The organism is Mycolicibacterium sichuanense (assembly GCF_033741125.1).
Classification (GTDB): Bacteria; Actinomycetota; Actinomycetes; order Mycobacteriales; family Mycobacteriaceae; genus Mycobacterium.
Map to the genome: position 1 here is coordinate 45104 of NZ_JAWQPU010000003.1, position 12971 is coordinate 58074.

16 protein-coding genes and 1 tRNA gene are annotated in these 12971 nt (G+C 68.7%); 7 read left to right on the top strand and 10 right to left on the bottom strand.

Annotated elements, in window-relative coordinates; translation table 11 throughout:
- Positions 1–6: 6 nt before the first annotated feature.
- Positions 7–348: an intersectin-EH binding protein Ibp1 gene (locus tag SBI80_RS10525; protein ID WP_318974450.1), complete on the bottom strand. Its 342-nt coding sequence runs from the start codon at positions 346–348 to the stop codon at positions 7–9.
- 243 nt (positions 349–591) lie between these two features.
- On the opposite strand from SBI80_RS10525, the gene SBI80_RS10530 reads away from it, so the two are divergent.
- From SBI80_RS10530 to SBI80_RS10540, 3 genes are all read left to right on the top strand, one after another.
- Entirely contained in the window at positions 592–1425 is an 834-nt protein-coding gene (locus tag SBI80_RS10530; protein WP_318974451.1) for an SDR family oxidoreductase, read from the top strand.
- Positions 1426–1572: 147 nt separating this feature from the next.
- The gene (locus SBI80_RS10535; protein ID WP_318975206.1) at positions 1573–2562 is read left to right on the top strand and encodes a glycerophosphodiester phosphodiesterase family protein; all 990 of its coding nucleotides are present in this window, start codon (positions 1573–1575) and stop codon (positions 2560–2562) included.
- A 23-nt stretch (positions 2563–2585) separates the two neighbouring features.
- A complete protein-coding gene (locus tag SBI80_RS10540) occupies positions 2586–2855 on the top strand; it encodes a YdeI/OmpD-associated family protein (RefSeq protein WP_318974452.1) in 270 nt (89 codons plus the stop codon).
- Between the two features lie 6 nt (positions 2856–2861).
- Here SBI80_RS10540 and SBI80_RS10545 read toward each other — a convergent pair whose 3' ends face one another.
- The 4 genes from SBI80_RS10545 to SBI80_RS10560 form a co-directional block, all read right to left on the bottom strand.
- Positions 2862–3752: an NAD(P)-dependent oxidoreductase gene (locus SBI80_RS10545; protein WP_318974453.1), complete on the bottom strand. Its 891-nt coding sequence runs from the start codon at positions 3750–3752 to the stop codon at positions 2862–2864.
- A gap of 48 nt (positions 3753–3800) precedes the next feature.
- Positions 3801–4145 (bottom strand): DUF732 domain-containing protein, encoded by a 345-nt coding sequence (locus tag SBI80_RS10550; RefSeq protein ID WP_318974454.1) that lies wholly within the window; start codon positions 4143–4145, stop codon positions 3801–3803.
- Positions 4146–4212: 67 nt separating this feature from the next.
- Positions 4213–4689 (bottom strand): hypothetical protein, encoded by a 477-nt coding sequence (locus tag SBI80_RS10555; RefSeq protein WP_318974455.1) that lies wholly within the window; start codon positions 4687–4689, stop codon positions 4213–4215.
- Between the two features lie 3 nt (positions 4690–4692).
- Entirely contained in the window at positions 4693–6159 is a 1467-nt protein-coding gene (locus SBI80_RS10560; RefSeq protein ID WP_318974456.1) for a glycoside hydrolase family 183 protein, read from the bottom strand.
- 4 nt (positions 6160–6163) lie between these two features.
- Here SBI80_RS10560 and SBI80_RS10565 point away from each other — a divergent pair, with 4 nt between their 5' ends.
- A complete protein-coding gene (locus SBI80_RS10565; RefSeq protein WP_318974457.1) occupies positions 6164–6907 on the top strand; it encodes a hypothetical protein in 744 nt (247 codons plus the stop codon).
- Positions 6908–7087: 180 nt separating this feature from the next.
- Here SBI80_RS10565 and SBI80_RS10570 read toward each other — a convergent pair whose 3' ends face one another.
- From SBI80_RS10570 to SBI80_RS10585, 4 genes are all read right to left on the bottom strand, one after another.
- The gene (locus SBI80_RS10570) at positions 7088–7447 is read right to left on the bottom strand and encodes a hypothetical protein (RefSeq protein ID WP_318974458.1); all 360 of its coding nucleotides are present in this window, start codon (positions 7445–7447) and stop codon (positions 7088–7090) included.
- 50 nt (positions 7448–7497) lie between these two features.
- Positions 7498–7902: an HNH endonuclease signature motif containing protein gene (locus tag SBI80_RS10575; RefSeq protein WP_318974459.1), complete on the bottom strand. Its 405-nt coding sequence runs from the start codon at positions 7900–7902 to the stop codon at positions 7498–7500.
- 39 nt (positions 7903–7941) lie between these two features.
- A tRNA-Thr gene (locus SBI80_RS10580) sits at positions 7942–8013 on the bottom strand.
- Positions 8014–8036: 23 nt separating this feature from the next.
- Positions 8037–8852 carry a hypothetical protein gene (locus SBI80_RS10585; RefSeq protein WP_318974460.1) on the bottom strand — a complete coding sequence of 272 codons (816 nt, stop codon included), beginning with the start codon at positions 8850–8852 and terminating at the stop codon, positions 8037–8039.
- Between the two features lie 110 nt (positions 8853–8962).
- Between SBI80_RS10585 and SBI80_RS10590 the strand changes: the two genes are divergently transcribed.
- Positions 8963–9682: a response regulator transcription factor gene (locus tag SBI80_RS10590; RefSeq protein ID WP_318974461.1), complete on the top strand. Its 720-nt coding sequence runs from the start codon at positions 8963–8965 to the stop codon at positions 9680–9682.
- Between the two features lie 56 nt (positions 9683–9738).
- The gene (locus SBI80_RS10595; protein WP_318974462.1) at positions 9739–11187 is read left to right on the top strand and encodes a sensor histidine kinase; all 1449 of its coding nucleotides are present in this window, start codon (positions 9739–9741) and stop codon (positions 11185–11187) included.
- Here SBI80_RS10595 and SBI80_RS10600 read toward each other — a convergent pair whose 3' ends face one another.
- Positions 11188–11595 carry an HIT family protein gene (locus SBI80_RS10600; RefSeq protein ID WP_318974463.1) on the bottom strand — a complete coding sequence of 136 codons (408 nt, stop codon included), beginning with the start codon at positions 11593–11595 and terminating at the stop codon, positions 11188–11190. It abuts the gene before it with no gap.
- Positions 11596–11713: 118 nt separating this feature from the next.
- Here SBI80_RS10600 and SBI80_RS10605 point away from each other — a divergent pair, with 118 nt between their 5' ends.
- The gene (locus SBI80_RS10605; protein WP_413232694.1) at positions 11714–12958 is read left to right on the top strand and encodes a bifunctional glycosyltransferase family 2/GtrA family protein; all 1245 of its coding nucleotides are present in this window, start codon (positions 11714–11716) and stop codon (positions 12956–12958) included.
- The last annotated feature ends 13 nt before the right edge of the window (positions 12959–12971 follow it).

Sequence of the window (12971 nt, forward strand, 5' to 3'; positions counted from 1 at the left end):
CCTCGGCTAGTTCGTCGAACCGGTGACCGTGGGGCTCGACCCGACCGAGGAGGTCGGCGGCACGTACTGCGGGGCGTCTTCGGACAAGCCGATGCACTGGCCGGAATTCGCACCCGTGCAAGGGATTCCGCTGACCGACGGCAGGCTACCCTGCGCCGGCGAGTTCGGCACCATGTCCGGGGTGCACACGTCGGTGTAGATGTCCTCGGTCTCCCCATTGGGGCAGGCTCCGAACGACGGTGCGACGGCGGGCACGGCGAATGCGGCCACGGCGGGTGCGGCGGCGATTGCGACGGCGAACCCGCCGGCCAGGATCAGTCGTCTTGAAGAGATCTGAAGGTTTGCCATCGCCACGCTTTCTGTAGGTGAGCCGTCGGGCCACGGTCGACTGCCGTCTAGAGAATACGCTGATAGGGCGAGGATCTGGCGTCAATCTCGACAGATTGTGGTGCGCTCGTACGGTTTCTGTGTGTCGACTTCGGGACGGCTGTGCCGGACGAGGCGATGATCCGGCGCCCCGCGCCGGCGCCCGGCCCACACCCATGGTTCCATGACTGGAACGTGTTCTAGTTCACTCGTGAGGGGGCAATGGTGCAGCTTTCGTTGGCGGATCGCACGTACGTGGTCACCGGTGGTGGCAGTGGCATCGGCAAGGGCGTCGCCGCGGCGGTACTCGCAGCAGGGGGCGACGTGGTGCTCGTCGGTCGCAACGCCGACCGCCTGAGCGCCGCGCGCGACGAGCTCGTGGCCGGCGAGGGTCGGGGGGCGGTGATCTACGAATCCGCCGACGTCACCGCCGAGGACGAGGTCAGTCGCATGGTCGAAGTCGCCACGGCGTGGCGGGGCAGGCTGAACGGCGTCGTGCACTGCGCTGGCGGGTCCGAGACGATCGGACCCATCACCCAGATCGACTCCGAGGCGTGGCGGCGCACCGTGGACCTGAACGTCAACGGCACGATGTACGTGCTCAAGCACAGCGCCAGGGAGATGGTGCGCAGCGGGGGCGGGTCCTTCGTCGGCATCTCCTCGATCGCGGCCAGCAACACCCACCGATGGTTCGGCGCGTACGGCGTCAGCAAGTCCGCGATCGATCACATGATGCAGCTGGGTGCCGACGAGCTCGGGGCGTCGTGGGTTCGGGTGAATTCCATCCGGCCCGGCCTGATCCGCACCGACCTGGTGGCGATGGTGCTGGAATCACCCGAGCTGAGCGAGGACTACCGGATCAGCACGCCGCTCCCGCGAGTGGGCGAGGTCACCGACATCGCCAACGCCGCGGTGTTCCTGCTCAGTGATGCGGCGAGCTGGATCACCGGTCAGGTCATCAACGTCGATGGTGGTCAGCTGGTGCGTCGGGGACCCGATTACTCGTCGATGCTGGAGCCATTGTTCGGCGCCGACGGTCTGCGCGGGGTCGTGGAGTGACCGCCCGACCCACCCCGCGCAGGGACCCGCGTTCACGCGATCGCCATGCCGTGGTCGATTTGCGGTGCTAGGCCTGCGGGCGTGCCCCGCTACCGATCGAAGTCCTCGCCCCGGCGCGCCATTGGCGCCCTGACGCTCGCCGCCGCCATGGCCGCCGGCGTTCCCGCCACCCAGGCCGTCGCCGATCCCGGGCCAGATCCCGCGCCGTTCGATCTGCAGGCGCACCGGGGCGGTCGGGGGGAGACCACCGAGGAGTCCCTGCGCGGATTCGCCAAGGCCCTCCAATTGGGGGTCAGCACATTGGAACTGGACATCGTGCTGTCCCGGGATCGGCAGCCGATGGTCTGGCATGACCCGGTCATCCAGGCCGACAAGTGCTCCGACACGGCCCCGGTGACGCCCGGCGATCCGCAGTTCCCGTACGTCGGCAAGCTGGTGGTCGACCTGACCGCGGCGCAGCTGGGCACCCTCGACTGCGGCAAGCGTCTCGCGGGCTTCCCGGACGCCGAGGTCGTCCCCGGCAACCGGATCGCGACGCTGCCCCAGGTGTTCGCGCTGGCGGACTCGTACCGCGCGCCGGTGCGCTTCAACGTCGAGACCAAGGTCGAGGCGGACCAGCCCGCCAAGTCGGCCACGCCCGCGGAGTTCGTCGACGTCATCCTGGCGGCGGTGCGCGCGGCCGGAAGGACCGGCGCGGTGGAGATCCAGAGCTTCGACTGGCGCACCCTGCCGATGGTGCGCGCGGCCGAACCGTCGATCCCGCTGGTGGCCCTGTGGGACGAAACCACCTTCGCGCCAGGGTCACCCTGGCTGAGCGGGATCGATCCCGCTACGGTGCCCGATCCGATCGAGGCGGCCACCATGGTCGGCGCGAACATCCTCTCGCCCGGATACTCGGTGCCCTACGGTCAGATACCCGCCGATCCGGGCTTCCGGTTGGTGGCCGACCGGGACTTCGTCGCACGGGCCCACGATCGCGGTTTGCGGGTGATCCCGTGGACCATCGACGATCCCGGGGCAATGCGGGCCCAGATCGAGGCCGGCGCCGATGGCATCATCACCGACTACCCGAGTCGGCTGCGCGAGGTGATGGCAGCACTGAGGATGCCGCTGCCGCCGTCCTACCGCAAGGCGTGACATCGGCCAGTTACCCTGCAGGGGTGAGCGCGCGGGAGATTGCCGGCGGCGTGGTCCACGATCTGCCAGCCGATCTGCGAGCGGCGTTGGCGGACAACGCCGTCGCGCTGGAGGCCTGGAACGACATCACCCCGCTGGCCCGCAACGAATTCATCTGCTGGGTGGAGGACGCCAAGCAGCAGAAGACGCGTGAACGGCGCATTCGCCGGACGCAGGAGGAGTTGGAGGAGGGCAAGCGACGGCCGTGCTGCTGGCCTGGGTGCGCGCACCGCGAGCGCACCGGCAAGGCCTGACGGCCGCTACCCGACGGGACCCTTGCCGCCGGCCTCCCACGCCGACAGCGCGCCGACCGCGGCCCAGTCCAGATGCTCGCCACCGGTGGCCAGCAGGGTCAGGAAGCGATCACGCAGAAGGCTGGCCAACGGCAGCGGCACCCGCAGCTCGTCGCCTGCGGCGAGCACCAGGCGGACGTCCTTGAGCCCAAGTGTGGCGGCGAAACCGGCGGGCTCGAACTCGTCGCGCGCGATCAGCCCGCCATAGGTCTGATAGACCGGTGCGCCGAACAGGGTGGAGGTGAGGATCTCCAAGTACTGCTCCTTGTCGACGCCCGCCTTCGCGACCAGCGCCATGGCCTCACCGAGTGATTCGATGACCGATGCGATCAGGAAGTTGCCGCTGAGCTTGATCAAGCTGGCCGCGGTCGGGTCTTCGGAGACCACGAACGTGCGCTGGCCGATGGCGTCGAAGATGGGTGAAAGTGATCGTGTGACAACGGGATCACCGGCAGTCACGACGAACAGTTTGGCGGCCGCCGCGGCCTCGGGCCGGCCGAATACCGGTGCGGTGACGAAGCCCTGCCCCGCCTCGGCGTGGGCGGCGGCCAGGCGCTCCGCAAGTGCGACGCTGATGGTCGACGAGGACACGTGTACGGAACCCTTCGGCAGCGTGGCCAGGATGCCGTCCGTGCCGAAGGCGACCGCCTCGACGGCGGCGTCGTTGGCCAGCATGGAGACGACCGCCTCGCCGCCGCAGGCCTCGGCGATGCTGCCGGCCGCCTGGGCGCCCTTGGCGACCAGCGCATCGACCTTGTCCCGGGAGCGGTTGTACGCGGTGACGCGGTGCCCTGCCGCCACCAGATTCGCGGCCATGCCCGCACCCATGTTGCCCAGTCCGATGAAACCGATGTCCATGGGTCAACTTCTACTCCAGGCCGTGCCGACCGGGAGTAGCAGGGTGGGCTACTGCTTGGGCAGCGCCGTCGGGCAGTAGGCGCGTACCGCGAGGCTGCCGAACGTCTGGATCTTCTTCAGATCCTTCCATTCGGTTTCGTTCTGGATGTGGCGCAGTGCGTTCTCGACCGAGCTGGTGCGGACCAGCACATCGCACGTCGAGTGGGCCAGGTCGATCGCGGCCGCGTCGGTCTTGAACTTCACGCCCTTGTCGCTGACGGCGTTGAGGAAGGTCTGATCGAGCTGCGCGGTCTGCTCGTCGGTGGGGTCGGCCTGCGCCGGTGCGGCGACGACCAGGGCGCTCGATGTGCCGATGGCGACCAGTAGCGCCGCAGCGAACCTCGCGGAATTCATCGTCGTCCCCCGTCTCGTGGTTGGTCAGCAAACGTCAACAAGGCTATCGGGAGCCCGTGCCACGGTGTTACCGCACCTTCTGCCAGAGGCAGTCCCCGCGCATCTCGATGGTGAAGAGCACCGGCACCACCTGAAGCGTCAGGGGCTGACCGGCGGGTGCACCATCCACGCGGGGGGCGCCCACGGTCGGACTGCCCGGTATCACCGCGAGCTGGGTTGCCTCGCAACGTGTCTCGGGGTCGAGCGGGGTGGCGGTCCAATTGCCGGACAGCAGATTGGGATTGGGTCTGCCCTGGCCGTGCAACGTCATCGTGGACCCGTCGCTGACCCATTGGTCGCTCGTCGGGTAGGGGTCGGTCACCGGCTGCCATTGGTTGCCCGCACAGACCAGCGGCGCGCTGGCCCCGGTGGGCCAGGTCATCGCGCCGTCGAGTTCGGCGGTGCACGGGGTGGCCGGAGAGGCCGTCGCCACCGCACCAGGAATCGACATGGTCGCCGCGATGGCCACCGCGACCGTTCCGACGACACCCCAGCGCACGATCATCGGCTACACCTTGGTGAGGTCGGTCTTCATCAGCATCACGTTGTATTGCGACCACAGCGAGAGGTTCCAGTACAGGTCGGTACCGGTACCCATCGTCGACGGCGACCACGGATGCATCATCGGTGCGTAGATGCCGCCCGACTGCTGTCCCATGAGAACCTTGGCCGCCGACCAGCCGCCCTGCGGGGTATCCGACGTGCGCATCACGATGTTGTTGAACTGGTCGCCGTAGAGCACCACGTACTTCTTGAGCTGCTTGTTGTACTGGACCGACATCTCGCTGACCTGGTTGCCCGGATTCGCGACGCCGCACGCGCCGGTGTCCTGGCCGAAGACCGCCGAGGCCTTCGCGGGCTGATTCTTGTACCACCCCGCGGGCGTCGCGCCCCAGCCGAACCAGCCGCCGGCCGTGCCCGCGCTGTAGTACTCGTACTTGGTGGTGTCGAGGATGTCCTTCTCCGCCACGCGCGAGACGTATGCGGCGCCCTGGCGGCCGTTCGGCGTGCCGTAGCTGTAGACGTAGCCGTCGCCCGGCCGGACGAAGGCGCCCTGCTGGAAGTTCGCGTTGCCGCTCCAGGGGTCGTTGTACCGGACCGACGTCGGTGCGACCTTCCAGTTCTCGCCATTGTCGGTGGAGTACGCGATCGCGGAGTAGTTGGTCGTCCAGGTGCCAGGGGCGCCCCAGTTGGTCACCGACATGAAGTTCACGTACTGGGTCACGCCGAACTGCGTGCCGGGAGTTGGCAGGGAGATGCCCGCGGTGGGGATCAGCGTGATGCCGGCGGGCAGGCCGTCGGGGTGGATGATCTGCCGCGCGGTGGTCGGACTGCTCAATGGCGTGCCACCAAACATGTTGCCGTTGAACCACTCTCCGTTCGGGATGGTCATCCCGTCGGACAGCACGGTGTCGGCGCTGCGCAGCAGCACGTTGAAGCGCCAGTTCCCGGTCATGTTGGCACCGCTGAACGTATCGCCGAAGGCCATCAACACCTGGTGCTCGTCGTACGGCGTCGACGGGTCGTCCACCATGCCGTTGTCCCAGATGACGCCGACGTCGGTGCCGTTGATCCCGAACCGGTTGAGGGTGTCGGCGATCAGTGGGTTGCCGGTCTGGTAGTTGCCCGTCACCCACTGGACGAACTGCGTCGACGGGCTCAGTTGAGCGCCCGGCAGCGGGAACGCGGGTACGTTCACCGCGGCCTGGGCGAGGGCGGTCGTCGCGGCGGCCAGCGAGACGCTGGTGACGTCCACAGGGGTGGCCGTGACGGAGGCGGTGGCGCGCCCGGTGATGGCGTTGACGAGGTTGTCGAACTCCCGGCGGGCGAACGCGAGCAGCGACCACGCCAGCGGCGGTTCGGCGGGGGAGGTGGGACCGGAACCGATGAACGGGCTGAGCACCCAGTTCACGACGTTGGACACCATCGTGCCAAGGACTTGGAGCGGGTTCTGGGGGGCGGCGACGGGGGTCACCGGGGTGACGGAGACGGTCGAGACCTGCGCGGCCGCCGCGGAGGTCGACGGGGTGGCTGCGGCCGCGAGCGCCGTTACGACCGAAGCGGCGACGGGATCGGTCGGTGTCGTCGACTTCGCGGAGGTGGTCTGCGCCTTGGTGGTGGCGGCGGTGGTGGGGGCTGCCGAGGTCGATGCGGCCGCCGCCGATGCCGACGCGGTGCTGGCCGAGCCGTTGGCGTTCGACTTGGGCGTCGAGGCGGTCTCGGCGGTCTTGGGCTCGGTGACGACGGGTTCGGCGGTGCCTGATTCGGTGACCGGTTCGGCGATGACCGGTCCTGTGATGACCGGTTCGGTGATGACCGGTTCGGTCGTGGCGGGCGTCTTCGTCGTCGAGGTGCTGCCGGAGCTGCCCGTCGTGCTCTGCGCGCTGACGACGACACCATCGGCGACGGTCTTGGTGGTGTTCGAGGACGTGCTCGCGCTGGGGGACGACGGCGTCTCGGCCCCAGTCGACGTCGACCCCGTGTCGGTCTCGGAGCCGGCGGCCGGGGACTTGGTGGGTTCGGCGGTCGAGACGGTGTCCTTGGCAGGACTGGTGCCGGCCTCGGACGAGCTGGACGAGGTCGACGCGCCGGAGGTGCCTGCGGTGCTAGAGCTCGATGAACCCGCCGAGGAGGTCTCGTCCGCGGCGGCGACGCCAGATCCGGTCGCGATCGCCGTCCCGACGCCCAGCGCTACCGCAAGGCCCCCCACTCGACCGATGTAGCTTGCGGCTCCCATGCTGCCCCTTCAGACGCCTCGACACATCCCTCCCCCGACGGATGCGAGCCATTGAATCGCACCGAAGGCCGGGACCAAGCCGGAAAGCCCAAATCGTCACGACTTCCCCACCCGTTTCCTTCGTCACGACAGCCCATCGCGTTACCCTCGCAGGTGGGCGCACTCGTCAGTCGAGCTTGTCCAGGGCCTTCTCGTAGAGCGCGTAGGCGTCGCCCAGGCCGTCGCCGACCCAAGCGTCGACGATGCCGACCTTGTCGGCCACCAATTGGATCTGCGTGACCCAGGTTTGGAAGTCGCCGTCGGTCCGGAGGGCGTCGATTTGCTGATGGGTGCCCTGGATCAGGATGAACCCGCCCAGTTCGGTGCTCTGGGGCTTGAGCACCGCCGCGTCGAAGCGTTCGATGCGGCCCTGCGCGGCGAGCTGTTCGAGGTAACCCGTCAGCGAGGACTTCAGCAGTGCCAACGCCTGCCGTTCCCGCCCGCGGGCGGGAATTCCCCATGCCACCCAGACACCGGCTTCGGACATGGGCTCCTCCTTGGGTCGACGACCTTCCGCCAGCGGACCCTACGCCGCAGCTAGTAGGACTGACCCCCGGCGTAGCGCTGCCGTCGAACGTGTCGGCCGTTGCCGCGGTTGCGGCTCTTGTACGTCGGCAACTGGGAGTCGCAGTTCGGGCAGACGAGCCGCAGATTGTCCCGGTGATTGTTGGTTGCGTTGCCGTCGACGTGGTCGAGGACCAGGGCGAGGTGCGCGCCCAGCCAGACGTTCGGCCCACCGCAGATCGCGCAGCAGCCGGACTGGGCCTCGAGGAGGAATCGCCGGATGTAGTGGCCCTTGCGACCGTCGATCCACGCCTCCCCGGTGGCGAGCCACCGCCTGATGCCGGCGTCGCGCCGGGCCGCTGCCTGACAAGCGTTGCTGCAGTAGAGCCTTTGGCTGCGCTTGGCGAGTTCCGCACCGCAACCGTGGCACTGCGTCATGGCCAAACGGTAGGACTCGCCGCCGACATCCCGGATCGGAGCCCCCTATCGGGATTGAACCGATGACCTTCCGCTTACAAGGCGGGAGCTCTACCACTGAGCTAAGGAGGCCTGTGTGGGCCTAGCCTAACGCGTCACTCCTCGGCGTCGACGATGCGCTGCGAGGTCACCGGGCGCGGCGTCGGGCGGCGTCCCCTGGCGCGCGGTAGCGGGATTCGCCCGGCGATGTTGCTCAGCGGATTGACCACCTGGCTCAGCGTGATGACGGCCTCGTGCAGCGCGTCGATCGTCGGCGTCAGCGCCTCGAGCCCCGGTGCCAGGCGGTTGAGGGTGTCCGCGACGTCGGCGAGCTTGAGAAGGGGGCCGTCCTCGGCGGTGATGGTGTCGAGCAGGCCGCCCTCGGCGAGCAGTTTGTCGGCGACGCCGTCCTCTCGGAGCACGCGTTCGATGAGCCCGTCGTTGGCGAGCAGCTGATCGGCCAGCCCGCCAGGAGCGATCAACCGGGAGATGGCGCCGTCGTCGGTGGTGAGCCGGTCGACGAGGCCGCCCTCGGCCGTCACCTGGTCGACGAGCCCGCCCGGTGCCACCGCCCGGGCGACGGGGCCGTTCTCGGCGGTGAGGCGGTCCAGCAACCCGCCCTCGGCGGTCAGCTGGTCGACGAGGCCACCTGGTCGCAGCAAGCGGTTGATGGGTCCGTCGGGGGCGAGGGCGCGGCCAAGTGGAGCGTCGTCGTCCATCAGGCGGGCCAGCCGGTTGGCGCGTTCGACGGCGACCTCCATGCCCAGCATCTGCGCGAACGACGAGCCCCCGGAGGGCAGCGAGCCCTCGCCGAGCCCGCGCTGGACGACGTTGAGCGTCTCCCCGGCGACCCCCAGTCCAAGCTCGGCGACGGCGAGGCCGACGCGCACCGGAGCGGTGGCGACGTCGACGAGGGCTTTGCCGAGATTCATGCCGCTCAGTGTATGGCGGGTATCACAGCAGCGAACGCGAGATCAACTCACAGGAATCTCACAGCGCCCGCGCAGTGTCAGGGCACGGGAATGGGAGGACATTGTTTCCCATGGCCATGGCTGCGATTCCGGATTCCCTGCCCGAGGCGCGGGTGCTCGTCGTCGACGACGAGACGAACATCGTCGAGTTGCTCTCGGTGAGCCTGAAGTTCCAGGGCTTCGAGGTGCACACCGCCTCGAGTGGCCCGGCCGCACTCGACAAGGCGCGTGAGGTCCGGCCCGACGCCGTCATCCTCGACGTGATGATGCCTGGCATGGACGGCTTCGGGGTGCTGCGCCGGCTGCGGGCCGACGGGATCGACTCACCCGCGCTATTCCTCACCGCGCGTGACTCCCTGCAGGACAAGATCGCGGGTCTGACCCTTGGCGGAGACGACTACGTGACCAAGCCGTTCAGCCTGGAAGAGGTCGTCGCCCGCCTCCGCGTGATCCTGCGCCGGTCCGGCCGCGGCGTCGAGGAACCTCGCAGTGCGCGACTCACCTTCGCCGACATCGAACTCGACGAGGACACCCACGAGGTGTGGAAGGCCGGCGAGCCCGTCTCGCTGTCGCCGACGGAGTTCACGCTGCTGCGCTACTTCATCATCAACGCGGGCACGGTGTTGTCCAAGCCCAAGATCCTCGACCACGTGTGGCGCTACGACTTCGGCGGTGACGTCAACGTGGTGGAGTCCTACGTCTCCTACCTGCGGCGCAAGATCGACACCGGCGAGAAGCGCCTGCTGCACACCCTGCGTGGTGTGGGGTACGTGCTGCGCGAACCGCGCTAACACCCCGGATGCGGGAGATCGCCCAACGTCGGCCTCGCCTTTTGCACAATGGTGGGATGGCAGGTCTTCGGGGACGCGGGATTCCGCTGCGGGTCGGGTTGGTGGCCGCGACCCTGGTCCTGGTGGCCTGCGGTCTGCTGGCCTCCGGGGTCGCCGTCACCTCGATCATGCGGCACAGCCTGATCAACCGGGTCGACGAGACGCTGCTGGACGCATCGAGGGGCTGGGCCCAGGCGCCGCGGCGGATGCCTACCACGCCGATCGAGGATCCCAATCCGGCCCGGCCGCCGTCGGACTTCTACGTCCGCGGCATCGACTCCGACGGTCGCATCTGGATGGCGGTCAACGACCGCGAGGCCGAACCCGCTCTGCCGGACGACAACGACGTCGGCCCCGTCCCGGTGACCGTGGGTTCGATCGACGGTTCGCCCGTGCAGTGGCGGGCGATGACGGTCCGCGGTCTGCACGGCGAATTGACCACCGTGGCGATCGACCTGTCGGACGTGTCGTCGACGGTGCGGGCGCTGACTTGGTCGCAGGTCGGCATCGGCGTCGCGGTGCTGCTGGTCCTCGGCATCGCGGGCTTCGCGGTGGTGCACCGCAGCCTGCGGCCGCTGGTCGAGGTGGAGCAGACCGCCGCAGCGATCGCCGCCGGCGAACTAGACCGCCGTGTCCCGCAGCGTGATTCGCGCACCGAGGTCGGGCGACTGTCGTTGGCGCTGAACGGAATGCTCGCGCAGATTCAGCGCGCGGTGGCCGCGTCGGAGGCCTCGGCCGAACAGGCGCGCACGTCCGAGGACCGGATGCGCCGGTTCATCACCGATGCCAGCCACGAGCTGCGCACGCCGCTGACCACCATCCGCGGTTTCGCCGAGCTCTATCGCCAGGGGGCCGCCCGCGACGTGGAACTGTTGATGAGCCGCATCGAGAGCGAGTCCCAGCGGATGGGCCTTCTGGTCGAGGACCTGCTGCTGCTGGCCCGCCTCGACGCGCAACGACCTTTGGAGCAGCGCCGCGTGGACCTCTTGGCGCTGGCCAGCGACGCCGTGCACGATGCCCGGTCCATCGCGCCCAAGCGAAGCGTGTCGATGGAGGTGTTCGACGGTCCGGGCATACCCGAGGTGCTCGGTGACGAGGCCCGACTGCGGCAGGTGTTGAGCAACTTGGTCGCCAATGCGCTGCAGCACACCCCGGAGACGGCCAGCATCACGGTGAGGGTCGGCACCGAGGGCGACACCGCCATCGTGGAGGTGTCCGACGAGGGGCCCGGCATGAGTCGCGAGGACGCCCATCGCATCTTCGAGCGGTTCTACCGTACCGATTCGTCGCGGGCGCGCACCAGTGGCGGCACCGGTCTCGGCCTCTCGATCGTCGACTCGCTGGTCAGTGCGCATGGGGGCACCGTCAGCGTGACCACCGCCCCCGGCGCCGGCTGCCGGTTCACCGTGCAGCTGCCGCGGATCGCCGACGTGTCGGTGGCCGACGTGCCCGCCACCGTCAGCTGATCACGAATCCAGTTCTGCCAGAGCAGCTTTGATCTTGGCCTGCGCCTCGTCCAGCGATTCGGGCGAGGGGCTGCGGTCGACGTTCGCGAAGCCGAAGTCGGCCAGGTCGCGGGCGGGGAAGACGTGCACGTGCAGGTGCGGCACCTCGAGGCCGGCGATGATCAGGCCCGAGCGCTCGGTGTCGAATGCCCTGGACACTGCGCGGCCGATGTGCTGCGCCACCGCCATGACGCGGTTGAACAGGTCGGGCTCGACGGTCTGCCAGTTGTCGACCTCGGCCCGCGGGACGACGAGCGTGTGTCCCGGTGTCATGGGTTCGATGGTGAGGAATGCGACGACCTCGTCGTCCTCGTAGACGAACCGACCGGGGATCTCTCGATTGATGATCATGGTGAACACGGAGGCCATGGGTCGAGCATGCCAGAGTGAGGGCCCTTGGCGACGTCGCGAGTCCCTGACAGCTAGTTCGCAGCGGAAGCGCAGATCGCCGGCAGCTTGCTCCGCGAACGTGGGTGGGGCGACCGACGTGGCGAATTCCCCCACGCCCGGCGGTTCGCCACGCCCGTCGGGTCCGTCCGAACGCTGCCGGTACGTGCTGGACGTCGTCGTTCCCGTCTTCAACGAGGAACGAGACCTCGAGGCCAGTGTCCGGCGCCTGCATCGGTTCCTGGCCGCCGACGTGCCCTATCCGTCGCGAATCACGGTGGCCGACAATGCCAGTACCGACGGCACCCTCGCGGTGGCGCGGCGCCTGGCCGGCGAACTCGACCACGTGGAGGTGCTGCACCTCGACGCCAAGGGACGCGGCGGCGCGCTCCGGGCGGCATGGAGTTCGTCACCGGCCGACGTGGTCGCCTACACCGACGTCGACCTCTCCACCGATCTCACCGCGCTGATGCCGCTGGTTGCCCCGCTGATCTCGGGGCACTCGGACGTCGCGATCGGATCGCGGCTGACGCCGTCGTCGCGCGTGGTGCGGGGTCGCAAGCGTGAATTCGTCTCGCGCAGTTATAATCTCATCCTCCGCGGGTTGCTTGGCGCCCGCTTCTCGGACGCCCAGTGCGGATTCAAGGCGGTGCGTGCCGACGTCGCCCGGCGATTGCTGCCACTGGTGGTCGACACGGGCTGGTTCTTCGACACCGAGCTGTTGGTGATCGCCGAACGCGCCGGCCTGCGCATCCACGAGGTGCCGGTGGACTGGATCGACGATCCAGATTCCAGCGTCGACGTCGTTGGCACCGCGATCGACGACCTCAAGGGCTGCTGGCGGGTGGGCCGGGCGTTGGCCACCGGCGCGCTGCCGCTATGTGAAATTCAGGCCGCGCTGGGCCGTGAGCCCCTGGTGCCAGGGGTGCCGAAGGGCATGGTCGGGCAGCTGGTTCGCTTCGGAATCGTGGGCGTGGCAAGCACGTTGGCCTACGCGCTGCTGTATCTGGTGCTACATCCGGTGCTGGGATCGCAGGTGGCCAACCTCGTCGCGCTGCTGCTGACCGCCGTGGCCAACACCGCCGCCAACCGCGCCTTCACGTTCGGGGTGCGGGGGCGTGCCGGCGTGGCCCGCCACCAGTTCCACGGGCTGCTGGTCTTCTTGTTCGGGCTTGCGATCACCAGCGGCTCACTGCTGGTGCTGCACCGATTCGACCCGACGATCGGCAAGATCGCCGAACTGTCGGTGCTGGTGGTCGCCAACCTCGTCGCCACGCTGGTGCGCTTCGTCGCACTGCGGCGGGTGTTCGGCATGCACCGCCGCTCGTCTGCGCGCCGTCCGTGAATCCGCTGCGGAA

Excerpts from the sequence above, each read along its gene's own strand:
- SBI80_RS10570 (WP_318974458.1), bottom strand. The coding sequence starts at position 7,447 with ATGTCCGAAGCCGGTGTCTGGGTGGCATGGGGAATTCCCGCCCGCGGG.
- SBI80_RS10555 (WP_318974455.1), bottom strand. The coding sequence starts at position 4,689 with ATGATCGTGCGCTGGGGTGTCGTCGGAACGGTCGCGGTGGCCATCGCG.
- SBI80_RS10525 (WP_318974450.1), bottom strand. The coding sequence starts at position 348 with ATGGCAAACCTTCAGATCTCTTCAAGACGACTGATCCTGGCCGGCGGG.
- SBI80_RS10595 (WP_318974462.1), top strand. The coding sequence starts at position 9,739 with ATGGCAGGTCTTCGGGGACGCGGGATTCCGCTGCGGGTCGGGTTGGTG.
- SBI80_RS10575 (WP_318974459.1), bottom strand. The coding sequence starts at position 7,902 with ATGACGCAGTGCCACGGTTGCGGTGCGGAACTCGCCAAGCGCAGCCAA.
- SBI80_RS10550 (WP_318974454.1), bottom strand. The coding sequence starts at position 4,145 with ATGAATTCCGCGAGGTTCGCTGCGGCGCTACTGGTCGCCATCGGCACA.
- SBI80_RS10545 (WP_318974453.1), bottom strand. The coding sequence starts at position 3,752 with ATGGACATCGGTTTCATCGGACTGGGCAACATGGGTGCGGGCATGGCC.
- SBI80_RS10590 (WP_318974461.1), top strand. The coding sequence starts at position 8,963 with ATGGCCATGGCTGCGATTCCGGATTCCCTGCCCGAGGCGCGGGTGCTC.
- SBI80_RS10600 (WP_318974463.1), bottom strand. The coding sequence starts at position 11,595 with ATGGCCTCCGTGTTCACCATGATCATCAATCGAGAGATCCCCGGTCGG.
- SBI80_RS10535 (WP_318975206.1), top strand. The coding sequence starts at position 1,573 with ATGGCCGCCGGCGTTCCCGCCACCCAGGCCGTCGCCGATCCCGGGCCA.
- SBI80_RS10585 (WP_318974460.1), bottom strand. The coding sequence starts at position 8,852 with ATGAATCTCGGCAAAGCCCTCGTCGACGTCGCCACCGCTCCGGTGCGC.